We start from the raw sequence: 22,896 nt of genomic DNA on the forward strand, positions 1-22,896 counted from the left end.
TCAAGATTTAGTAAGTTTTATGATTCGGGATCATCAGCCAGGACAGTGATGGCGACTACGTTTTGGAAAAATTAGGTACGCCTAACGCTAAATAGCAAAATTTTTTAAATCTTTTTTGACGATCAATAGAGGCAACCTTGTTAACAAACAAGTTTGTGAAAAAATATATAGAGCCCCGCAATAGCGGGGCTTTTTTGGATCCTTCTTTTAGCAAACAAAAATATTGTGAAATAAGTTCAAGTACAAGCGCTAATATATCAACGTTTTAAAGCAAAATTCACATGACTTTTTAAGCGCTTTCATGTACAATAATCCTTGTGAAAAATACTTATAGAAGGAGTTATCTGAATGTGGGTTAAATTCATTTTTGCCTTGATCCCGATCGTCTGGCTGATCATCTCTCTGACAGCCTTGAAGATGCCTGCGGCCAAGGCAGCCGTTATTTCTCTTATCCTGGCAATCATTTTGGCCATTACTGCCTTCCAGTTGCCAGTCGTTGACACTTTGACCGGGACCTTGGAAGGGATCCTGGGCGGCCTGTTCCCGATTGTCTACATCATCGTGGCCGCCATGTTCACCTCCAAGGTAACTTTTAAATCCGGCGCCATGCAAAAAATCCAGGACATGCTCTGTGGTCTGACGACCGACAAGCGGGTCCTGGTCCTTTTGATCGCCTGGGGCTTCGGGGGCTTCCTGGAAGCCATTGCCGGCTTCGGGACTGCTGTTGCCATCCCGGCCAGCATCTTGATGACCTTCGGGATCAACCCGATTGAAGCTTCCGTTATCTGCCTGGTGGCAAACACCACCCCAACTGCCTTCGGGGCGGTCGGCCTGCCAGTCATCACCTTGGCCCAGACTGCCGGCCTGGACGTGATGAACACGGCCTTCGTGGTATCTCTGCAGCTGAGCGTTTTGATCCTGGTCATCCCTTACATCTTGGTTGGCCTGGTCGGCGGGGGCGTCAAGACTATCAAGGGGGTAGGCTTCATTACCTTCATGTCTGGTCTGGCTTTTGCCTTGCCGCAAATCTTAGTGGCTAAGTACGTTGGGGCGGAATTGCCAGCCATCGCTGGTTCCATCGTCTGCATCCTGGTTACGGCCCTCTTGGCCAAGCGGCACAAGGACGTGCCGGAATACTCCGCTTCTACCGGGGACATTGCCAAGCACTCAGCTGGTGAACTGCTGCAAGCCTGCGCGCCATTCATCTTAGTTTTCGTCTTCGTTTTGGCCGCTTCATCCTTGTTCCCAGCCGTTAACAGCCTGCTCAACTCCGCGACTTTGAAGTTCCAGGTTTACACTGGAAAAAATGCTGGTCAGTTCAGCCTCAACTGGCTGTCTTCACCAGGGACCTTGATCTTGGTGGCTACCTTCATCGGGGCCATGATCCAGGGCTTGAGCGTTAAGGAAACTTTTGGCATCCTCTGGGACCTGATTAAGGGGATCGGCAAGACGGCGGTGACTATTTCCGCTATCGTGGCCCTGGCTAAGGTTATGGGCTATACCGGCATGACCAGTGCCATCGCGGTTGTTTTGGTCAAGGTCATGGGTCCGGTTTACCCATTGATCGCGCCAATCATCGGTGCCCTGGGTACTTTCGTGACCGGGTCAGACACCAGTTCCAACATCCTTTTCGCCAAATTGCAGGCTTCAGCTGCCCAAAGCCTGGGCGTGAGTCAGACTTGGGTCGTGGCCAACAACATGGTCGGGGCTACTGCCGGGAAGATGATTTCCCCGCAATCCATCACGGTTGCGTCTACCGCTATCGGCCAGGAAGGCAGCGAAGGCACGATTTTGAAGCAGGCCTTCAAGTGGTGCGGGATCTACACCGCCATCATCTGTATCTTCCTGTACCTGGTCGGCTTGGCTACAGGTCAATTGCACTTCTAGTACTTCTAATTTTTTGAGCAGATTCTAAAAAGTAAAAGATTGGCCCAAAAGTAAGCGGTTAAATGCTATGATAATCCTTGTAAGTTAACAGTAATTGATAGTAATTTTTTAATGATTGAGGAGATTTCCATGACACATTACATCAAGGGCTTCCCGCAAAGCGAAGCAGATGAAGACTTAAAATTTGTTAACGTTGATGAGCTTGAAGAAAAGGCCAAGGAAGTAATGCCGGAAGGGGCTTACTACTACGTAGCCTCAGGTTCAGAATATGAATGGACTTGGAGAAACAACACTACTGCCTTCAACCACTACCAGATTGTTCCCCGGGCCTTGACCGGGATGGACAACCCGTCAACTGAAACTGAATTCCTGGGCATGAAGCTGAAGACGCCGATCATGATCTCACCAATCGCTTGTCATGGGATCTCCCACGCTGACGCTGAAGTTGCTACCCAAAAGGGGGCAGCTTTGGCTGGGGCCATGTTTACTTCCAGCACTTACGGCAACAAGCCGGTTGAAGAAATCGCTGCCGCTGCGCCAGATGCTCCGCGGATGTTCCAGCTTTACCTTTCAAAGAACTGGGACTTCAACAAGATGGTCTTTGACGCGATAAACGCTGCTGGCTACAAGGCAATCCTGTTGACGGTTGACGCTTTGGTATCAGGCTACCGGGAAGCCAACCTGCGGACCAACTTTGCCTTCCCGGTACCGCTGGACTTCTTCACCCGTTTCCAAGGCGCCAAGGGCGAAGGGCAAACGGTTGCGCAAATGTACGCTTCCAGCGCCCAGAACATCGGTCCGGATGACATCAAGCGGATCAAGGAAATGTCCGGCTTGCCAGTCATCGTTAAGGGTGTCAACTGTGCTGAAGACGTTGAAGTTGCTTTGACTGCCGGCGCAGACGGCGTTTACGTGACTAACCACGGTGGCCGGGAAATCGACGGTGCTCCTGCAACTATTGACGTATTGCCAGAAGTTGTTGAAGCAGTCAACGGCCGCTGCCCGGTTATCTTCGACGGTGGTGTCCGCCGGGGCTCCCATGTCTTCAAGGCTTTGGCTTTAGGGGCTGACCTAGTTGGTATTGGCCGTCCTTACCTTTACGGCCTGGCTTTGGGTGGCCCGCACGGGGTTGCTTCAGTCATCAACGAATTGAACGATGAATTGAAGATCGACATGCAACTGACTGGCTGCAAGACGATTGAAGACGTTAAGCACGCCCGCTTGACTGACTTCCAGTACGCTGGCGACACTAAGTCATCCAGCACTGACCCGCGGGTGCGCAAGCCATACCCAGTTACCGCGGTCAACCAAATCAAGTCTGAACCAGACGCGGCTACTGGTGCTTCACACCACTAAGATTGAACATGTGTCAAGTTTAATAGCAAAAAACGAAGCTACTCACTTTGAGCAGCTTCGTTTTCTTTTCTACAATTTTTTGATTAAGTCAGTAAATTCGTCCAGTCTTTCCGCAAAGACCTTGAAGGCATCTTCCAGGTAGTCGGACTTGGTCATGTCGACGCCGGCCTTCTGCATGATGTTGATCGGGTAGTCGCTGGAGCCGGACTTAAGGAAGTCCAGGTACTTCTCCTTGTCTTCCTGGCTGCCGTAAGTAATCTTGTTAGCCAGGGCAGTCGCCGCGGCAAAGCCGGTCGCGTACTGGTAGACGTAGAAGTTGTAATAGAAGTGAGGAATCCGGGCCCATTCCAGGTCGATGTCGCTGCCCAGGCTGATCGCCGGGCCGTAGTACTGCTTGTTGAGCCGGTCGTAGAAGCCGCACAGGTAGTCAGCCGTCAAGGCTTCACCCGCCTGGTCGCTTTCATGAATGAACTTCTCGAATTCCGCGAACTGGGTCTGCCGGTAGACCGTTCCCTTAAAGGAGCTCAAGTAGTAGTTGAGCAAGAAGGCCCGGGTCTTTGGATCCGTCACCCGATCCAGGAAGTAGTTGGTCAGCAGGTTTTCATTGGTCGTTGAGGCAATTTCCGCGACAAAGATCGGATAGTCCCCGTACACGTATGGCTGGTTTTCCCGGGTGTACATGCTGTGGACTGAGTGGCCGGTCTCGTGGACCAGGGTGTAGAGGGAATCCAGGTCCCCTTGCCAGTTCAAGAGCTCATAGGCGTCGGTGTCATAAGCCCCGCCGGAGTAGGCCCCGCTTTGCTTGTGCATGTTAGCCACGTGGTCGATGCAGCGGTTATTGAAGAGGTAGTCGACGTGTTTGACATAGTCCTCGCCCAAAACCTGCAGGGCCTCTCTGGCCTGGGCCTTGGCTTCAGCGAAAGTGTAGCTGAGGCTTGGCTTGCCCGTGATCGGCACGTACATGTCCCACATTTGCAGGTCGCCCTTCAGGTCCAGGATCTCTTCGCGCAAGTTGACATAGCGGTGGAGGAGGTCCAGGTGCTTGTGGACGCTAGTCAAAAGCTGGTTGTAGACGTCGACAGGGATGTTGTTTTCTGACAGAGCCGCGGCTAAGGCGTCCTGGTAGTGGTGGGTCTGGGCATCAAAGTTGTGGGCCTTGACATTGCCGGCCAAGGTTGAGGCAAAAGTTGACGCGAACTGGCCGTAGACAGCGTAAAGGGCGTCAAAGGCGTCCTCTCTGACTTCCCGGTTCTGGGACTGGATCAAGATGTCGTAGTTGGCTTCCGTCAGTTCCACTGCTTCCCCGTCTTCATCTTCAATGTAAGGGAATTGCAAATCGGAGTTGGTCAAGACGTTGAAGGTGTTGGCCGAAGCTGACAGGGCATCCCCGGCCGCCGATACCAGCTTCTCCTCTTCAGCTGGCAAAACGTGCTCTTCCTGCTTGACGATTTGTTCCAAATAGTGCCGGTAGTTTTCCAGTCTTGGCTCTTCCTTGAAAAAGGCGTCCAAGCCCTCTTTCCCCAAGGCTAAAACAGCCGGCTGAATGAAGGCAACAGCCGCCTGGTATTCAGCGGCCAGGCTCTGGGCGCGGGAATTGAGGGCCAGCTTCTTCTGGTTGCTGGTGTCGACGTCGCTGGCCATGCTGGCATAGACGTAGATCTTGGACAGGCGGCGGTCAACGGCAAAAATCTGGGTCAAGCGGTCATAGAGGACGGCCGCGCTCTCCGTAAAGCCGTCTTCCAAGGCCGGCAGGGCCTTGACTTCCTGTTTGACAGCTTTAAAGGCGGCCTCCCAGTCCGCCTCAGTCTTGAAGATCCGGGTCAAGTCCCAGGTCTGTTCTTTGGGAACCTCACTGCGATAAGGGATTTCCATACGATACCTCTTCTTTTTCTCATTTCTTTTAGTGCGTTTACGATACTTGATATTCTACTATCAAAGCGGCTTTTTGCCAAAAAAATAAGATAGTCTAAATATTACCACGCCTGGTTTATTAAATGCCTTTTTCATGCGAAAATAAATAATAGCAAATTACTAAAGGGGGTTAGTCCATGGAAGAGCAACACAGCAGAAGACAACAGAAAATTTTTCGTAATGTGACTCTTGTCCAGGCTGGCCTTTTGAAAAAGTCCCGCCGCCCTTTGCCGACCATCATTGGCCTCTTGGTGACCTTTGCCGTCATGATCGCGGCGACCTGGGGGGCGCATGCCTACTTCTCCCTGCATTCAGCCTTGGTGAGCATGAACGGCAATAACGGCAGCACGGCGACCAGTGCCCGGATCGCGGCCAAGAAGCCGATCTCGATTCTGGTTTTAGGGGTCGACCAGGGGCTTGAGGGGAGAAATGACAAGGGGAACTCGGACACCATCATCCTGGTGACCGTCAACCCAACGACCAAGAAAGCGACCATGACTTCGATTCCCCGGGATACCTTGACGGAAATTCTGGGTGAAACGAGCAGCACTAGCTACTACATGTTCAAGGTCAACTCGGCCTACCAGTTTGGAGGCAGCAGCGGGTCGGTCAAGACGGTTTCGGCCATGCTCAACGTGCCGATCAACTATTATGTGGAAGTTAACATGAAGGCCTTGAAGGGCTTGGTCAACGTTTTAGGCGGGGTTGACGTCAACGTGCCGTTCAGCTTCAGCTATGACTGGTGTGACTTTAAGAAGGGCAAGCAGCACCTGGATGGCCGCCATGCCATCGCTTATGCCCGGATGCGCTATGACGACCCCCGGGGGGACTACGGCCGGCAGCTGCGGCAGCGGCAGATCATCCAGGCTGTGGTCAAGAAGGGCTTGTCCGTCAACGGTTTAGCTAACTACCAGAAGCTGCTCAAGGTTTTTGCCAAGTACGTCAAGACCAATTTGACTTTTGGCGACATGACCAGCCTGGCCATCAACTACAGAGGCGCGGCCAGCAACATTTCCAGCGGCTACATCCAGGGCCACGACGCGACGATTTCCGGAACCAGCTTCCAGATAGCGTCAACTGAAGAATTGCAGAAGTGGTCCAACAAGCTGAGAAAGAGCCTGGGCCTGTCCACGCAGACTTTGACCAACCAGGAAACCCGGCAGAACAGTCTGAACGAGACCTATAACGGGGTCGACTTCTCCAGCAATGAGACCATCACCAACTACACGATTTATGAAGCCAACTCAATTACGCCAAGAAGCAGTGATTCTTGGTAGTGCTGACAATCATGCCTCTAGCTTAGCTAGGGGTATTTTTTCCCTTTCAGCAATAATTTTCCTACTATCCAGGGGGCAAAATACGTTAAGATAGTTGATAGAATTAGGAGGAATTTTCGTGAAAAAACGCTATTATCCATACATCTACGGCGGGATTGCCGGCGTAATGACTTTCATCGCCATGTTCTACATCTGCCGGCACTCTTTCGCCTTAACCAATACCCAGTCCCTGGTCTGGGGCATCATCGGCGCCATCCTGGTCTTCGTGAGCTCGTCTTACACCGAATACGCGATTGCCGAAATCCAGCGGATCTCTGACAAGTACCACCTGGATGAGGAATTCCTCTCCGGCTTAACCAAGCTCAGTCCCAGCTACTTCCGGGTGGCTGACGACCACCTGCACTTGACCGCCCCGCGCTATCTCTGGCCGCGGATCCTCAAGACCCTGCAGAAGTACGACCATGAGCGCAAGCAGGCGGAAAACTTTCACCTGTAAGAAAGGAAAAAATTTTGAGTTTACTGACCGTCAGCGGCTTGACCCAGGGCTTTGCGGAAAAGACCCTCTATGAAGACGCCAATTTCGTTTTAAACAAGGAAGACCACATGGGGGTCACCGGCCAAAACGGGGTCGGCAAGTCCACCTTGATCAAAATCCTGACCGGGGAAATCCTCCCCGATGAAGGGTCAGTCAAGTGGCAAAACAAGCTCTCCGTCGGCTACCTGGACCAGTACGCCAAACTGACGCCCGGTCTGACCATGCGGGACTTTTTAAAAACTGCCTTTGACCGGCTCTACCAAGATGAAGCCCGGTTGAACCAGCTTTACATCGATTACAGCGAAAGCGGCGATGAGTCCCTTTTAACTAAAGCCGGGCGCCTGCAGACCTACCTGGAAGAAAACAACTTCTACGACCTGGACACAGAAATCGACCGGGTGGCCAGCGGCTTAGGTCTGGCTGAACTGGGCTTTGACCGGGACGTCTCCCAGCTTTCCGGGGGCCAGCGGTCCAAGCTGATCCTGGCCAAGCTCCTCTTAGAGCAGCCTCAAGTCCTGGTCCTGGACGAACCAACCAACTACTTAGACGTCGGCCACATCGACTGGCTGGTCGACTACTTGAATGATTTTACCGGCGCTTTTATCGTTGTCAGCCACGACTACGACTTTTTAGGCCGGATAACCAACTGTATTATCGACATCGACTTCGGGACCATCACCCGCTATACCGGTACATTAAAGCAAGCCATGCGGCAAAAGGAATCCAACCGGCAGACTTATATGAAGGCCTATGCCAACCAGCAGCGGCAGATCACCAAGACTGAAGCCTATATCAGAAAAAATAAAGCCGGCACCCGGGCCAAAAGTGCCCGGTCCCGGCAAAAGCAGCTGGACAGAATGGAAATTCTGACCCCTCCGCAAAACGGCAAGAAGGCCAAATTTGACTTTCCATACGTGGAAACGGCCTCTAACTTGCTTTTGCAGACGCAGGACCTGGTGATCGGCTACGACCAGGCTTTGGTTAAGGAAGCCTTCAACTTCTCCGTTGGCAATGGGGAAAAGGTCGCCATCACCGGTTTTAACGGGATCGGCAAGACCACCCTGCTGAAGACCCTCTTGGGGCAGATTCCGCCGATCTATGGGGGCTTTGACCTGTCGGCTACGGCTAAGCTGGCCTACTTCAAGCAGGACTTGACCTGGCCCAACCAGAATATGACGCCTCTGCAGTACTTAGAGAGTGAATTTGACCAGAAGAAGCCCAAGGAATTGCGGCAGGCTTTAGCCCGGATGGGGCTGACCGCCCAATTGGTCATGAGTCCACTTAGGGAACTGTCCGGGGGCGAGCAGGAGAAGGTGAAGCTGGCTGAGATGCAGTTTGAGCCGGCCAACCTGCTTTTCCTTGACGAACCGACCAACCACCTGGACAATGAAACTAAGGACAGCCTGCGGAAGGCCATCGTCAACTTCCCGGGCGGGGTCATCATCGTCAGTCACGAACGGGACTTTTTCAGAGGTGACTGGGTCGACAAGGTCGTCGATATTGAAGCCATGAATAATTGATTTAGCTGCCTTTAGGCAGGCTCGCGGTGAAAAAAATGAGCACAGACGCGTACATGAAAAGAGTCGTTCATACTTGTTTGAAGGCTGGCCGCCTCATGCTGGCCGGCGGTAGCGAAATGTACCGGGTGGAGGACACCATGCGCCGGATCGCTGTCAACGCCGGCATCAAGGAGGTCAATGTTTTTGCCATGCCAACCGGCCTCTTCGTCAGCCTGGATGATGGGGAATGCAGCACGGTGACGGAACTGGAAACCGTAAAGAAGCGGGCCATCAACCTGGAACTGGTCGACCAGGTCAATGAATTCTCCCGGGAATTCGCCGACAAGCGGATTGACCTGGAGGAGCTGGAAGAGAAGCTGCGGGAAATCGAGGAGAACACCCCGACTTTTCCTTTATGGCTGCAGGTCATCGGGGCCGGGATCTTGAGTGCCACCTTGATGGTTCTCTTTTTGGATGTCTATGACTGGGTCGACTTCCCGGTTGCCGGGCTGGTCGGGGCCAGCGGCTATTTGATGGACTCCTGGCTTAAGGGCCACACCAAGGTCCGCTTCCTGGCGGAAATGATCGCGGCCATGGAGATGGGGCTACTCACCATTATCATTAATAGGATTTTTCCGGCCTGCAATGTAAACAATATTTTGACTGGGGCCTTGATGACTCTGGTGCCCGGCCTGGCCTTGACCAACGCCTTGAGAGACTTGTTTATGGGCGACTGGGTGTCAGGGATCGTGCGCATGTGTGAGGCGGCGATGACGGCGATTGCCCTGGGCGGCGGCGTCGGGATCGTGATTAGATTTTTAGGAGCTTAGTCATGCTGGGGATGCAGGTTAGTTTCAACATCTGGGACGTCTTGATCAACTTGATCTTTTCATACATTGCCACGGTGGGCTTTGCCTTGACGGTGAATATTCCCCACCGGGTGATTCACTGGAGCGGGATCTGCGGTTGCGCGGGCTGGATGGTCTACTGGCTGGTGACGGAGGCTTCTGGCGGGCGGATGATTTCCAACACCCTGGGGGCCTTTGCCGTGGGCTTGGTCGCGGTGGTTTTGGCTAAGTGGAAAAAGTGTCCCGTCACCCTTTTCAGCGTACCGGGCCGGGTGCCGCTGGTGCCGGGAGCGCCGGCTTATATGGTGGTCAGACGGCTGATTGATGGCAAGTATATTGCTGCCCAGCAGATGATGATGCGGGTGGCTATCGTGACTGTGTCGATCGCTTTGGGCTTCTTGCTGTCAACCCTGTTCCAGGAAGCTTGGAACAAGTACATCAAGCGGCTCAAGCTGCGGGAGAAGTTGAAAAAGTAGCTTTACAAGGCCTGGGAAAGAGCGTATAATATACTATCGACGAGTCGAGGAAAACGCAAAGGTGCGTATTTTAAGATAGAGGGCATCAGGCCTTTGGCCAGACGCGGGAAGCGTCGATGCTGACACACCCTTGATGTGAACGAGAAGGAGTCACATTTGCCGTTTGGCAAGTGCCTTGAGTTGAGAAAGCCGCTAGAAGCAAGTATGCTTCTGGCGGCTTTTTTGTCATTTCACGCTATAATTGCTTTCCTCTTGCCCAATCGAATCAGAAACGGTGACCTCCCAGCCCATCCCGCTCCGGCGGACCGTGACTTCCTTGTAATAAGGGAGGTTAGCGTCGCCCTTGTCTATCTTCTTGCCAGCTTTTGCAAAAAGATCCTGGTTCTGTTTAACTGTCCGCTTGGTTGAGAAGCTGCTGACATAGGTGGTCCCCATGCCAAAATGGCTGTCAGCCTTGACCTGATTCAAGTAGTAGATGTCGCTGTAGCCATGCTGGGGCAGGGTCTTGTTCAGAACTTCAGTTACCACGCCTTCTTGGGTCGATTTGTAGATCTCGTTAGCCGTAAACAATACGGAGAAGAGGACAAAGAGCCAGATTGGCGAGGTCAGAATTAGGGTGATGATCTTGTGCTCATGGTAGAGCTGCTTGCTTGCCTTCATTTTTTCTTCCTCCACTAATTATTAATAGGTACCTACTTTGTATGGACGATACTTAGAGGTAAAGGTATTTACAAGTGCGCCTGGGAAAATGTAAGTTAAACCAGCTGTGGAAGTTTGGATAACATTTTTGTTGCCAGACCCATGGTAGAAAGCTTGCCACACCATCCGTGAACAATAATTAGGATTAAAACCAGATGTTCCCTGGATAATTTGATAATCCTTGTTGTACAAGGTAGTTACTTCATCATCTGTTGCAGCATAGGCCTTTCCGCTGAGAACGGCAATGCCTAATATAGACAATGCTAAAAATGTTAGGTACTTAATATGCTTCATTTTTTATCCTCCAATACAAAGCATTAATGTTACCGTATTCATTCTATATTTTACAAGTATTTTGTAAATGCAACACTTTGGATGATATTCTTAAACTATTTTTATATTATTTTATGCGTCTAATAATAGCTACGTATACTATAACTTGGAGGATTTTATTTCGGCAAAAAAGCACGTGAAAGATTCACGTGCTAGAGAGATTATTCATTTGACCCTTCCAGCGGCCCTTCCTGGGCGATCGCGTCGTCCTTAGTCGATTCGGTCGTGCCATGCGCGTGCTTTACCGGAGCGTACAGGCTGAAGCATTTCATTGGCTCGTCACCAGCATTGGTCACGTTGTGCCAAGTGTTGTCTGGAATGAAGACAGCTTCACCAGCGTGAACGATCTTGTCCACGGTCAAGTTGTCTTTCTCCTTACCCAGCTGCACTCGGCCAGTCCCGCTGACGAGATCGATGAACTGGTCGTTGTCGTGGTAGATCTCAAGCCCGATGTCGCCGCCGCCAGCAGGGATGCACATCAGGGTTACCTGGAAGTGATCTCCCGTCCACAAAGTTTCACGATACTTCTCATTCTCTAAGGCGGCCTGCTTTAAGTCCAAAGCACATGGATCAGGTCCGTAGTCCTTCAAATCAAACATGACAATCACCTTTCCGTAAAATAAAATGTAATCGCTATTAACTTGTTGATACGATATGTTTAACACATTTCTCCGCTTTTCGACAAAACCTTAAACGATCTCTTCTGGCCAGAATAGCTGGCTAATAATTCAGCTATAGCCGAAGATTTTTTCACTGAGATCGCATATAGTTAGAGAATTTTGAGTCAAATTAGTCCATACTGTTGCTTTTGACAGAATAAATCAATTCTTTACCTTTTGTTCGTATCCGGTTCGGTAAGACGTGATATAATAATTCTTAGAGGTACGAGAATGTAGAAGAACTTAAAATCATAGAAATAATCCAAAGACAGTCAGTGATCTATATTACTTTTCGAACAAGTAACACTAAGGCCAGTGGATGAATTATTAGGAAAGGAGGTAAAACGAAAATGGTCCAAGCGAAAAGAAAGAAAAAACAAAAGACAATTCCGGGAAATAGTGAACTCATTGACCAATTGGCCAGTGAGTATTACATCAAGGCTACTCCAGAGCTTGACCGTGCGGCAGAAATTGCTCATAAGATTTATAACGCCGCTTTGTATCAGCTCAGACAAGCTCTTTTCAAAAGAAAAGGATCGATTTATTATGAGGGCTTGGACAGGATCTTCAAAAATAAAAGAAATGCCAATGAGCTTATGCTTTATGGTCAGATGCCCACTGTTCAATGTGCTCAACAGACGCTTAAAGAAGTAGCCGCGGTTTGGAAGGCCTGGTTCTGTGCCTTGCAATCTTACAAAATAGCACCACAGAAATTTACCGGCAGGCCGAGAATTCCACGTTACTTGAAGAAAAGCAGACGTCATACCTTTTACGTGACACCACAAAACGCGAGAGTCAAAGAAGTGAAAAGTGCTGATTGCAAAGATGTCGTAGCGCGGTATCTGATTATTCATTCTTTGGGGCTTAGCATCAAGCTTGCAGATGGCATAAAAAAGATCAATCGCATCGCAATTAAGCCACTGTCAAATGGTTATAAACTCACAATAGCCTACACTCCAGCTGCAAACCAGAAACCGTATCTGCCAGACAACGGCCGCTATATTGGTATCGATCCAGGTGTAGATAATGCATTTGCCTGCGTCTCAAATACGGGCGATAAGGCCTTACTCATTAATGGCCGTGCAATCAAGTCTGTCAATCAGTACTACAACAAGCGCATGGCGAAATTGAAGAGCCTTCAAGCTCAATACCACCAGCTCGAAAGCATCATCAATACCAAGCAAGGCCCAAAGGCGGTATACGGCCAGACCAAATCCATGCAGCGCCTAACCGATTGGCGCAATGCCAAGATTCGTCAATTTGCCCACAAGGCATCCAAGCGCATAGTAGATTACGCGCTAAGCTGTGGAGCAAATACTATTGTGATTGGCAAGAACAAGACATGGAAACGGTCAGTAAATATGGGCAAGAAAAACAATCAGAACTTTATTGGCTTGCCTCACCAGCAGATGATCAATATGATCCGCTACAAGGCCAATATGGTCGGTATCACGGTTATCTGCACAAATGAATCGTATACAAGTCAGACTAGTGCTCTTGACGGCGAAAAGCCGTGCTGGAACAATGGCAATAAGAGCAGAAAAAAGCAAGGGCTGAGCCCAGCCAATCGGCGCATTCACCGCGGCATGTTTAGAAGCAACAAGGGTTTGTTGGTCAATGCGGACATCAACGGTGCAATGCAAATAGTAAGAAAAGTATTCCCGAACGTCTCATTTGCGAACGGGATAGTGGATGCTGTGTTGCATCCAGCCAAATGGTCTCCTCTCATTTGAGGAGCCACTTGGCAAACGAGTAATATTTGTGTCTGTGTATAGAACTTCGGTTGACGGACTGTAAAGTTGTCCTCTAGTTTGCTTGATCTGACCTAACATAGATCAAGGGAGCATTTGTAATGCTCAAGCATTGCATGAAAAAGGTTGGTCTAGATATTAAGGCTGTTAAAACAGACACTTGGCTAAATTATGTCAAATGACACAATTTGACCGAATTTTCTCTTACATGGTAAAATAGCAGAGTAATAGAGAACTTGCCGCGCGGCAGGCTCTATTTCCTGGAGCGGCGGTGTTTTCCCCATGTTATCGCCGCCCCGGAGGTTATAAATCAGTCGAGTGCTGGTGACAACCTACATTTCCTATTAATCCTAATGAGAACCGGCCCCCTGGCCGGCTCTTTTTTTCGCTTGCACCAGGGGCGTTTTTTGGTTAATGTAGATACAGACATAAATGGACGGTGAGAGAAAAAATGCAGATCAACCTGAAAGACTTAACTAAAGCAATCGAAGAACAGACCTACCTGTCTGACATGGAGACCATCAAGTATTCCGAAGTCTCCTGGAGCAAGAAGAAGCTGCGTGAACACGCCTTGACCATGGTCCAGGAAGTGGCCACGGCCTTGAATAAAGACCGGCTCATGCAGGTCCAGCTGGTTTTGGAAGGGAAGAACCCTATCACTTTTGCCCTGGAAACCAACATCATCAACCTGCCCCTGGCCAACTACAAGAAGCTGATCAACTTCTTTGACGAAGAAGAAGCCCAGCCGGTCAAGGTCTACTTTGAAACGGCCAGCGAATACCTGAACGCTTCCCACTTCCGGATCGACCTCTTCATGGATGGCGACGAATTAGTAGCCGATGTTGAAGGGGCAGCCGACCGCCTGGCTGACGCCATGAGCGAGAAGATCAAGCAGGTCAAGGAAGGCGAAGCAGCCGCCAATGAAGCTGCCAAAGAAGCCAAGGCCAAGACGAAGAAAGAGGCATAATTATGTGGAGCTGGAACGTACTGGGGGTGGCCCTCTGGGTGGGAGTCATCGTTTACCTGGTCTTTATCGTGCAAAATATCCGGCGCCGGCGGCTGAAGATGATCATCCAGCGCCGGCATAAATTTGAATGGGGCAACTCCCTGATCAGCCTGCTGGAAGTCGCCAGCTTCTGCCTTTTGGCCGGCTGGCTCTTAGCTGTCAGCCTCTTTGACGACCCGAACTTGACGGATACTTCCCGGATTACTTCATCCGTGACCTACAAGCCCCTGGTCCTGCAGCCTAGCGCCAGCCAGAGCTACTATGTCCAGGTCAGGTCCACCAAGAACCGGGATTTGAGCCAGCAGTATATTTTTTACCTAAAGGGGAAAAAGTATACCGTGCCCAGCTACCTGGCTACGGTCTCTTATGAAAAGGATCCGATCAACGTGACGGTCTCGGCTCTGCCATTCAGCCGCAAGGAGCTAAAGAAGGAAGATTCCCGCTACCAGCAGGCCTACGTGGCTATCTACACGGCCAAGTACAAGAACACCGCGGCTAACGGGATCGGCCTCCATGTTGGCCACCAGGCCAAGCGCTTCTACCTGATCCGGGTGCCGGACAGTTCCTTTATTGACAAGGAAAGCAAGTAAGAATTAAACAAAGTAAAAATCGCCTTCTAATTAAAGAAGACGATTTTTTCTTACTTTTTCTCAAATCTGACGATTCGGAGTCCTCTGCTTCGGCCTTTTTCTTCCTTGATGTAAGCCAGGAGGCCGCCGTCGAGGAAGGCTAAAAGCAGGTTAGAGGTCGGGAAGTCCAGGACATTGCCCGACATGTAGCTGGCCCCCAGTAGCAGGGCGCTAGCGATCAAGAGGCTGGTTAAGTAAAAGGTCCGGCAGGCTTTTTCCTTCAGCCACTCAAAGGCCCCATAGAGGATGATGGCCGGGTAAAAGGCTAGGTAAAGGAAGGCGCCGACTAGCCCCAGAGAGTAGTACTGGGCCGTGAAGTCCCGCTCCAGGTTGAAGATGTTGGTCTGCCGCATATAACCGATCCCCAGCCACTTGTCCAAAGGATCATTGTCATACTTGACCACTTGCTTAAGCATGGCCTCTTCGACCTTGCGGTTGGCTAAACGGACGCTGGCCGGCTCTTTAAGCAGGTTGATCCAGAACTGCGGGTCGTACTTATATGGGTAGGACTTGGTAATGAAGCGCTTGTTTAAGGCGTACTTCTGGTAATATTTGGCCAAAAAGTCCTTCTCAAACTCTTTCAGCTTGTCCGGGTCATTCTTGTACTTGGCCAGGCCCGCCTTTAAGAGCGCGTTTTCTTGGTCGATCTTGGAGTCATGGCTGTTTGCCCAGTAGATCTCGTACTTGTAGCGCTGGACAGCCGGGGAGACCTGCCAGCAGACCCCGGTGATCCCGGCTAAGGCCAAAAGGGTGACCAGGCCGCCTTTAGAAAACTTGACGTTTTTCAAGCAAAACAGGTGGACCAGCCAGGCAATCAAGCTGACGGCCAGGCTTCCGGCTAAGCCGTAGAGAGCGACCTTAGTGCCGACTTCCAGCATAGCCAAAGTCTGGCTGAGGGCCAAAAGGCCGGTCTTCCAGGAGAAGCGCTCAAGAAGCAGATAGAAGACGACCGGGGCCAGCATCAAGAGGATGGCGCTCAAGGTGTTGGTAAAGTAGAAGAAACCCTTGGAGGCACTGTGGGAGTAGCCATAAAGCGGCCCCATGAACCAGGTGAAGATGTTGCCGGAGATTACCCCAGTTTCGTAGGACTTCAAAGAGACCACGAAGAGGTTGCTCAAGACGATCGTGCCGGTGAAGAGGCCGCTGACCCAGGCGAAGGCTTTTAACAAGAAGTCCTGACTGATTTCCTGCTTCTTGGTCACCCAGATCAAGGCCAGAGGCAGGAGCATTCTGAAGAGGTAAAAAATCTCCCCGAAATTCGAGTAGCCATAATCGTTCGGGCTGAGGCTCTTGAAGTTCTGCATGTGCCAGAGGTGGAAGATCCCGTAGAGGGTCAAGAGGGCCAGGTAGGCCCAGAGCCAGGCCGGGGGCAGCTGCTTTTGCCCCCAGACAAGCAGGCCCAGCAAGACGATGACACCGGCGATCCGGATGATGGTCGGGATGGTGAAGGGCAGGATGGTGGCCAGCTTCCCCCGGTAGAAGAAGTCCAAATCTAGGAAGGGCTGGAGGAGGATGAACCAGTAGAGCAGGCTTTTAGTTTTTTCTTTCATTAAAATGTAGCGTGCGGAAACCTTCGATTTCAATCGAGGGAGGAGCACGCCTTTCTCCTTTCTGATTGTTAGATATTCGGTAGTCTAGCCTCCTATATCACTAGTTTTTGTGGTATACTATTTTTAGTGAAGGGAGGCAAACCATGGATATTTCTTTGACTATTAAAGCTCACATCAAAGTTGCCAGTTCCGAAAATGCTAAATCACTGATAGACAGCATGGAAGCTTATAGACAAGGTTGTAATTTTGCATCTGAATACATTTTTGAGCATGACTTTGAACTCGGCCAAGCAAAGCTGAACAAAGCTGTCTACTCTGACTTACGACAAAAATTCAACCTCAGATCACAAATGGCTCAGTCTGTCTTGAAGACCGTTATCGCCAGATACAAGTCTGTTAAAACGCAGCTTGGTCAGAAGCCTTATAAATTTCACGACATCAATGCGCCGAAAGACAAGGGCTACTACACTGTCCAACGTGATCTTGACTGGCTTTGGGAGCCGATATTTTTCAAGCGTCCGCAATTGGATGAAGTAAGAGATCGGGATTATTCCTTCAAGCAGAATGGCAAGATCGTGTCTGTCAATACCCTTAACGGGCGGATTGAATGCGAAATTGCCATGCCAGGCTTTGAAAAATATCTGGATGACGAATGGACTTTTGGCACTGCCAAAATCCTTAGATCTGGCAAGCACTGGTTTATGCATATCAGCGCAACCAAGTCTTTTCCAGATTACGAGATTGAGCAGACTCGTCATGTAGTTGGGGTTGACAGAGGCCTTCGCCAGATCGTTACCTGCTATGACGAAAAAGGCAAAACTTTCTTCCACAACGGGAAGACGATTGCCAGAAAGCGTCAGCACTATAAAGAGCTGAGACGTCATCTGCAGATGACAAATACCAGAAACTCAAAGAGACGCATTCGCAAGATTGGTCAACGAGAGAACCGCTGGATGAGCGACTACAATCACTGCTTGTCTAAGACACTCGTCAACCACTACGGAGCTGATACTCTCTTTGTGCTTGAGGATCTTACTGACGTAACTTTTGATACGGTCTATAGCCGTAAGAAGGAAAATAGATATGAGCACCATTCCTGGTCTTTCTATGACCTGGAACAAAAGCTCAAGTACAAGGCACATCAGAATGGCAGCGAGGTTGTCGAGGTAGACGCTCACTATACCAGTCAGCGCTGTCCTAAGTGTGGGCAGATTTTGAAAGAAAATCGTGACCATGAGCTGCACATGTATATCTGTAACAGATGCGGCTACCGCTCTAATGACGACCGCATAGCCGCAATGAACATTCAAATGCTGGGAACGATGTACGTCAGCGGCGTGCCTAATCCGTCGTATCAGAGTCAGCATGATACGACAGATGCTAAGAAAGCCAAAGGCAAGAAAACAAAGAAACAAACAAATTAGAGCAGTGCGTAAACGTGCTGTTCTGCCGTAGTAGTCAGCCTGCGGGAGCATCTGAGGTTCGCCAAGGATGCTTGAGAAGCGACAGCGTAAGCCTTCGGGCTTGGCTATGGGAGAACTCCCCTCGGGGAGTTTGCTTGGACCACGCTAGCTAGTTGCAAACCTCCGACCTCGGTCGGGGGTAGTTGATGTTGTCAACTCGCTTTCTCTACTATCTTAACAAAAAACTCCGCGGGATGACCGCGGAGTTCTCTTACTTGCTCTTCTTGGCCGGAGCCTTCTTTTCCTTCTTGTCCTTGTCGTCAGCCTTCATGGTCGGGGCCATCTTTTCGATGGTCACGTTGTTGGTGGAGAGGGCCTTGGCCTTCTTGGCTGCCCGGGCCGGCTTCATGTTCTTGAAGTTGACGACCAGCTTGTAGTTGAGGTCGCTGACGGCAGCAGCATCAACGTCGTCAAAGGAAGTGATAGCCAGGAGGGCGGAGTTTTCATAGATCTTTTCCACCGTGCCTTGGAACTGCTTCTTCAGTTCTTCTTCTGACTTGGCGTTAACGACGGCACCTAATTCAACATCGGCTTTCTTCATGGCAATCTCCTTAATTCGCAAATGGTTAAAATTTCAACTAGGCTATGATATAGTATAGAGCGAAAATTTTCAAGTTAGGAGATCCTTTTTTGGCTAAAAAAATTATCTTGATTGCCGGTCCCAGCGGGGCGGGCAAGACGACTATATCTGAATACTTGACCGACCGCTACCAGATCCCCCGGGTGATTACCCATACCACCCGGCCAAAGCGGCCTGGGGAAAGCGGGTCAGCTTATTATTTTGAAGACGATGATTCTTTTGCCCAGCTGCACTTCTTTGAACATGTCAAATACGGGGACTACCAGTACGGGTCCAGTAAAGAAGGGTTGGAAAGAGCCTGGGCCAAGAACGACCTGGTCAGCTTGATCGTGGATATCAAGGGGGCCCGGTCCTACCTGGAAGCTTTAGGCGACCAGGTTTACTTCCTTTATGTGACTTGCAGCCTGGATACCTTGGCGCAAAGAATGGCTGACCGGGGTGATGCAAGTGACCAGATCAAGAAGCGGCTGACCGGCAGCGAGTTGAACGAATTGCCGGAAGATTTGGCAAAATACGCCCATGTCCTGGTCAATGACGACCTGCAAGCGACCTATGCCAGCTTGGACAGTTTGGTGAGAAAATTACAAAATTAAGCTTTTTCTCATAGATTGTAAAAAAGGCGTGACCTTTTTGAAACAGAATTGAAATATTTCTCCTGTAAAATGTTAAACATCAAGTTAAGAAAAGGAAGTAAATCATTTTGAAGTTCAAGAAGTCATTAGCCAAAGTAGTCGCAGCCGTATCCCTGGCCTTCGCCGGTTTCGTTGCCGTAAATACTGTTAACACTCAAAACAACACTGTCCAAGCTGCTTCTAAGACCAGCCAGCGCAACAAGGTCGTCTCCATGGCCAAGAAGCAAGTCGGCAAGCGTTACGTTTACGGGGCAACCGGTCCTAACGCCTTTGACTGCTCAGGCTTGACTTCATACGTCTACAGCCACGCCATCGGCAAGTACATCAGCCGGACTACTTACAGCCAAGTTTACCATGGCAAGACTGTTAAGGTTTCAACTGCCAGCTTGAAGAAGGGTGACCTCCTCTTCTGGGGTTCCAAGTCCTCCCCATACCACGTGGGCATCTACGTTGGGGGCGGCCAATACGTGCACGCCGCTACGCCAAGCCAGGGTGTCCGTAAGCAATACCTGAGCTCCTACTTCTGGCCATCAACTGCCAAGCGGGTTATCTAATTAGCAAACTCCAAAATGATCAAATCAGCGTCCTTGAGGCACCCGCCTCAGGGGCGTTTTTCTTTGCCTTTTTGGCCTGTAGATTAAAAGCAAAAGCTGGACTTTTAAGGGAAGAATTTACAGAAAACAAAGTCTGTCAGCCCTTACCTGGCCTGGAAAGGCGGGAGAAAATTAAATAGTTAAGAAGTTGAAGGAAAGGGTTGTAAATGAGAAGGGAATTAAATAAAATAGGGGGCAATTATTGAAAGAAATAAAGTGAAGTCCTAGAAAAGAAGGTATTCAAGATGAGAATTGCATGTTACGGCGTTAGGCCGCTTGAAAGAAGTTATTTTGAAAAACTGAACAAGTATGACTACGACTTGAAGCTCATTCCTGAATACTTGAACCGGGAAAACGTAGTACAAGCAGAAGACTGCGACGCCGTCCTGGTCCGGGGCAACTGCCTCTGTGACCGGACCAACCTGGAGCAGTTCAAGAACTACGGGATCTCCTGGGTCTTCACCCGGTCAGTCGGCGTGGACCACTTCGACCTGGAAGCCGCTAAGGACTTGGGCATCTCCGTTGCCCGGGTGCCAAACTACTCCCCATACGCGGTAGCCAACCTGGCCTTTACCCTGGGTTTGACTTTGTCAAGACACGTTGGTGAAGCTGCCCATCATGTCCATGAACAGGACTTTGGGATGCATCCAGACTACTTCGCTACGGAATTCAACCGTTTGAAGGTCGGCATCTACGGGGCCGGCAAGATCGGGGCGGTTGAAGGCAAGATGTGGCAGGCTCTGGGTGCTGAAGTTTATGCCTATGACCCATTCCCATCTGACTTCGCCAAGCAATACTGCACTTTTGTAAGTGAAGACGAACTGCTGGCAACTTGTGACATCGTTTCTGTTCACGTGCCATACTTCCCAGGCAAGAACGACAAGCTGATGAATGCTGAATTCATCGCTAAGATGAAGGAAGGGGCAGTCTTGGTCAACACGGCCCGGGGCGAACTGGCTGATGAAGCCGCCATCGCTGCCGCGGTCTCCAGCAACCATCTGTCTGGCTACGGCGCTGACGTGGTTTCCAATGAAAAGAAGATCATGGGCCACAGTTTTGACTGTGAAAGCGACGTGCCGGACCAGGAAGTCCAGTCCTTGATGGACCTTTACCCGCGGGTGCTCTTGACTCCGCACATGGGCTCCTTTACTGAACCAGCCCTGGAAGACATGATCTCCTTGTCATTTAACAATTTCCATAACATGGCCACTGAGGGGGCAGTTGATGCCCGCAATGAAGTCGTGGCTGCACCGGAAAGCTCCACTTCCGCATCTGAGAAGCTGCGGGCTTAATAAATTAAGGTTCTGGCTCTTTGCCAGGGCCTTTTTTTACGGAAAAATTGCAGGATGTTAAAAAACTGCAAAGGCTTATTAAAGAAACTGCAAACGGTCTGTAAAGTTCTTGTAACACTCATCGGCTATGATATAAGCATCGAGAAAAGAGAAAGAGAGTTACAACGTAATGAAGCAGTTTAAGCAGATCTTAGTAAAATTGACCTTAGCCCTGGCCCTGGTTGTGCCAATCGCCGTGCAGGCAAACAGCCACCAGGCCCAGGCAGCAAGCGTGACGACCAAGCGGAACAAGGTCGTCTCCCTGGCCAAGAAGCAAGTTGGCAAGCGCTATGTTTACGGCGCTACCGGTCCTTACAGCTTTGACTGCTCAGGCTTGACCCAGTACGTTTTCAAGAAGGCGATCAAGAAGTCCATTACCCGGACCACCTACACCCAGGTAAAGAGGGGCAAGACCGTTAGGGTTTCAACCGCCAGCTTGAAGAAGGGCGACCTGCTCTTCTGGGGCTCCAAGTCTTCCCCATACCACGTTGGGATTTACGTGGGCGGCGGCCAGTACGTGCACGCGGCTACTCCAAGCCAAGGTGTCCGCAAGCAGTACTTGAGCTCCTACTTCTGGCCATCAACCGCCAAGCGGGTTATCTAGTTTATCATTACCTGCTAAAATTACGATAATAACGATAAAAAAGAAGGTCAGCGCGGCAAAAAGCGCTGGCCTTTTTAAATTGGACTTAATTTTAATAATCTAGTATTCTTTTTGTAACATTCTTGTAACATTGGTAACTTATTATAGAACCTGCGTAAAACATCAGAATAGAAAAGGATATCAAGTTTTGAAGTTCAAGAGTTTATTAGTCAAAGTTTTAATGGCCCTGGCCCTGGTCGCACCTGTTGCCGCCAGCGCCCAAGCTCCGGCAGCCCAGGCAGCGACTGTTAACAAGCAGGTTGTGGTCAACTACGTATCTGGCTACAGCGTTAAGGCTTGGAAGAATTGCAAGGTTAAGCTTGGCGCGGCCAACGACACTGGCATCAGCTTCAAGCACGGGACTACTTTGACGGTGGTTGGCGAAGTTAAGTACAAGAAGCAAACCTGGTACAAGATCGCTGACAACGAATGGATTCTGGCTTTTTACACTTTGAGTCATAAAGCCTGGGCCAAGAAGGCAGCAGCTGCCAAGAAGGCCGCTGCCAAGGCAGCTAAGAAGGCTGCGGCAGCCAAGAAGGTATCTAAGAGCAAGCAGACCAAGCAAAACAAGGTTGTTGCTTTGGCCAAGGCCCAAGTGGGCAAGCCTTACGTTTGGGGCGCCACTGGTCCTTACAGCTTTGACTGCTCCGGCTTGACCAGCTACGTTTACAGCCGAGCCCTGGGCAAGTACATTACCCGGACCACTTACACGCAAGTGCACCAAGGCAAGACGGTTGCTGTTTCTACGGCAACTTTGAAGAAGGGGGACCTGCTTTTCTGGGGTTCCAAGTCTTCACCATACCACGTGGGGATTTACGTGGGCGGCGGCAAGTTTGTTCACGCGGCTACTCCAAGCCAGGGCGTGATCAAGCAGAGCCTGAGCTACTACTTCTGGCCATCAACTGCCAAGCGCTTGATTTAATTGAGAAATATCCTTTATATAGGACGCCAGTTGGCGTCCTCTTTCTTTTTCCTTTTGTTATTAAAAAACAACTGTATTTTTTCTGTAACCTTTCTGTAACACAACTTGCTTACGCTAGAAAAAGCGGATTCAATTTAGGAGAAAACAGTTATAATGAAGCGGAAATTCAGTTTAGTCCTTTTACTGCTGGCAGCTTGGCTGGGCGGGGCGCAGCCGGCCTACGCGGCAACGGACAGGCAGGACAGCAATATTACGATCGTGAAGAAGACCCGGGTAGCCTACAATAAGGGTATCTTGCAGTAGACGATTTCAATGT

23 protein-coding genes are annotated in these 22,896 nt (G+C 50.2%); 17 read left to right on the forward strand and 6 right to left on the reverse strand.

Annotated elements, in window-relative coordinates:
• Positions 1–348: 348 nt before the first annotated feature.
• Both HMPREF3168_RS02965 and HMPREF3168_RS02970 read left to right on the forward strand, forming a co-directional pair.
• Positions 349–1,887 (forward strand): L-lactate permease, encoded by a 1,539-nt coding sequence (locus HMPREF3168_RS02965; RefSeq protein WP_070488421.1) that lies wholly within the window; start codon positions 349–351, stop codon positions 1,885–1,887.
• Between the two features lie 129 nt (positions 1,888–2,016).
• Positions 2,017–3,243 (forward strand): lactate oxidase, encoded by a 1,227-nt coding sequence (locus HMPREF3168_RS02970; RefSeq protein WP_013440240.1) that lies wholly within the window; start codon positions 2,017–2,019, stop codon positions 3,241–3,243.
• A 69-nt stretch (positions 3,244–3,312) separates the two neighbouring features.
• On the opposite strand, the gene pepF is transcribed toward HMPREF3168_RS02970, so the two are convergent.
• Positions 3,313–5,115, reverse strand: coding sequence for an oligoendopeptidase F (pepF, locus tag HMPREF3168_RS02975; protein WP_070488423.1), 1,803 nt, complete (start codon positions 5,113–5,115; stop codon positions 3,313–3,315).
• Between the two features lie 176 nt (positions 5,116–5,291).
• On the opposite strand from pepF, the gene HMPREF3168_RS02980 reads away from it, so the two are divergent.
• From HMPREF3168_RS02980 to HMPREF3168_RS03000, 5 genes are all read left to right on the forward strand, one after another.
• The gene (locus HMPREF3168_RS02980) at positions 5,292–6,431 is read left to right on the forward strand and encodes an LCP family glycopolymer transferase (protein WP_035161504.1); all 1,140 of its coding nucleotides are present in this window, start codon (positions 5,292–5,294) and stop codon (positions 6,429–6,431) included.
• Positions 6,432–6,549: 118 nt separating this feature from the next.
• Positions 6,550–6,927, forward strand: coding sequence for a hypothetical protein (locus HMPREF3168_RS02985; protein ID WP_002879494.1), 378 nt, complete (start codon positions 6,550–6,552; stop codon positions 6,925–6,927).
• Positions 6,928–6,941: 14 nt separating this feature from the next.
• Positions 6,942–8,486, forward strand: a complete 1,545-nt coding sequence (locus HMPREF3168_RS02990) for an ABC-F family ATP-binding cassette domain-containing protein (RefSeq protein ID WP_070488425.1) — start codon at positions 6,942–6,944, stop codon at positions 8,484–8,486.
• A gap of 53 nt (positions 8,487–8,539) precedes the next feature.
• Entirely contained in the window at positions 8,540–9,295 is a 756-nt protein-coding gene (locus tag HMPREF3168_RS02995) for a threonine/serine exporter family protein (RefSeq protein ID WP_070488427.1), read from the forward strand.
• 2 nt (positions 9,296–9,297) lie between these two features.
• Entirely contained in the window at positions 9,298–9,789 is a 492-nt protein-coding gene (locus HMPREF3168_RS03000; protein WP_035161512.1) for a threonine/serine exporter family protein, read from the forward strand.
• A 225-nt stretch (positions 9,790–10,014) separates the two neighbouring features.
• On the opposite strand, the gene HMPREF3168_RS03005 is transcribed toward HMPREF3168_RS03000, so the two are convergent.
• The 3 genes from HMPREF3168_RS03005 to HMPREF3168_RS03015 all read right to left on the reverse strand — a co-directional run bounded on the left by HMPREF3168_RS03005 (position 10,015) and on the right by HMPREF3168_RS03015 (position 11,420).
• Positions 10,015–10,449, reverse strand: coding sequence for a hypothetical protein (locus HMPREF3168_RS03005; RefSeq protein WP_210384542.1), 435 nt, complete (start codon positions 10,447–10,449; stop codon positions 10,015–10,017).
• Positions 10,450–10,470: 21 nt separating this feature from the next.
• Positions 10,471–10,782, reverse strand: a complete 312-nt coding sequence (locus HMPREF3168_RS03010) for a hypothetical protein (protein WP_035175174.1) — start codon at positions 10,780–10,782, stop codon at positions 10,471–10,473.
• A 200-nt stretch (positions 10,783–10,982) separates the two neighbouring features.
• Positions 10,983–11,420, reverse strand: a complete 438-nt coding sequence (locus HMPREF3168_RS03015; RefSeq protein ID WP_003613197.1) for a cupin domain-containing protein — start codon at positions 11,418–11,420, stop codon at positions 10,983–10,985.
• A 410-nt stretch (positions 11,421–11,830) separates the two neighbouring features.
• Here HMPREF3168_RS03015 and HMPREF3168_RS03020 point away from each other — a divergent pair, with 410 nt between their 5' ends.
• The 3 genes from HMPREF3168_RS03020 to HMPREF3168_RS03030 all read left to right on the forward strand — a co-directional run bounded on the left by HMPREF3168_RS03020 (position 11,831) and on the right by HMPREF3168_RS03030 (position 14,827).
• A complete protein-coding gene (locus tag HMPREF3168_RS03020) occupies positions 11,831–13,213 on the forward strand; it encodes an RNA-guided endonuclease InsQ/TnpB family protein (RefSeq protein WP_070488431.1) in 1,383 nt (460 codons plus the stop codon).
• Positions 13,214–13,682: 469 nt separating this feature from the next.
• On the forward strand, positions 13,683–14,198 hold the full coding sequence (locus HMPREF3168_RS03025) for a hypothetical protein (RefSeq protein WP_070488433.1): 516 nt from the start codon (positions 13,683–13,685) through the stop codon (positions 14,196–14,198).
• 2 nt (positions 14,199–14,200) lie between these two features.
• Positions 14,201–14,827 carry an LVIS_2131 family protein gene (locus tag HMPREF3168_RS03030; RefSeq protein ID WP_070488436.1) on the forward strand — a complete coding sequence of 209 codons (627 nt, stop codon included), beginning with the start codon at positions 14,201–14,203 and terminating at the stop codon, positions 14,825–14,827.
• Positions 14,828–14,877: 50 nt separating this feature from the next.
• On the opposite strand, the gene HMPREF3168_RS03035 is transcribed toward HMPREF3168_RS03030, so the two are convergent.
• Complete coding sequence (locus HMPREF3168_RS03035) at positions 14,878–16,416, reverse strand: O-antigen ligase family protein (RefSeq protein WP_070488450.1); 1,539 nt, start codon at positions 16,414–16,416, stop codon at positions 14,878–14,880.
• Between the two features lie 143 nt (positions 16,417–16,559).
• Between HMPREF3168_RS03035 and HMPREF3168_RS03040 the strand changes: the two genes are divergently transcribed.
• The gene (locus HMPREF3168_RS03040; protein WP_070488438.1) at positions 16,560–17,840 is read left to right on the forward strand and encodes an RNA-guided endonuclease TnpB family protein; all 1,281 of its coding nucleotides are present in this window, start codon (positions 16,560–16,562) and stop codon (positions 17,838–17,840) included.
• Positions 17,841–18,090: 250 nt separating this feature from the next.
• Here HMPREF3168_RS03040 and HMPREF3168_RS03045 read toward each other — a convergent pair whose 3' ends face one another.
• Positions 18,091–18,420, reverse strand: coding sequence for a DUF2187 family protein (locus tag HMPREF3168_RS03045; RefSeq protein WP_002879482.1), 330 nt, complete (start codon positions 18,418–18,420; stop codon positions 18,091–18,093).
• Positions 18,421–18,509: 89 nt separating this feature from the next.
• Between HMPREF3168_RS03045 and HMPREF3168_RS03050 the strand changes: the two genes are divergently transcribed.
• From HMPREF3168_RS03050 to HMPREF3168_RS09735, 6 genes are all read left to right on the forward strand, one after another.
• Positions 18,510–19,052 carry a guanylate kinase gene (locus HMPREF3168_RS03050; protein WP_002879481.1) on the forward strand — a complete coding sequence of 181 codons (543 nt, stop codon included), beginning with the start codon at positions 18,510–18,512 and terminating at the stop codon, positions 19,050–19,052.
• A 107-nt stretch (positions 19,053–19,159) separates the two neighbouring features.
• The gene (locus HMPREF3168_RS03055) at positions 19,160–19,645 is read left to right on the forward strand and encodes a C40 family peptidase (RefSeq protein WP_070488440.1); all 486 of its coding nucleotides are present in this window, start codon (positions 19,160–19,162) and stop codon (positions 19,643–19,645) included.
• 284 nt (positions 19,646–19,929) lie between these two features.
• Entirely contained in the window at positions 19,930–20,976 is a 1,047-nt protein-coding gene (locus HMPREF3168_RS03060) for a 2-hydroxyacid dehydrogenase (RefSeq protein WP_070488443.1), read from the forward strand.
• Positions 20,977–21,145: 169 nt separating this feature from the next.
• Complete coding sequence (locus tag HMPREF3168_RS03065; RefSeq protein WP_070488446.1) at positions 21,146–21,619, forward strand: C40 family peptidase; 474 nt, start codon at positions 21,146–21,148, stop codon at positions 21,617–21,619.
• Positions 21,620–21,806: 187 nt separating this feature from the next.
• A complete protein-coding gene (locus HMPREF3168_RS03070) occupies positions 21,807–22,580 on the forward strand; it encodes a C40 family peptidase (RefSeq protein WP_070488448.1) in 774 nt (257 codons plus the stop codon).
• A gap of 153 nt (positions 22,581–22,733) precedes the next feature.
• Positions 22,734–22,883, forward strand: coding sequence for a hypothetical protein (locus tag HMPREF3168_RS09735; protein ID WP_231524788.1), 150 nt, complete (start codon positions 22,734–22,736; stop codon positions 22,881–22,883).
• Positions 22,884–22,896: the final 13 nt, after the last annotated feature.

The organism is Lactobacillus sp. HMSC08B12, from assembly GCF_001808415.1.
GTDB lineage: Bacteria > Bacillota > Bacilli > Lactobacillales > Lactobacillaceae > Lactobacillus > Lactobacillus delbrueckii.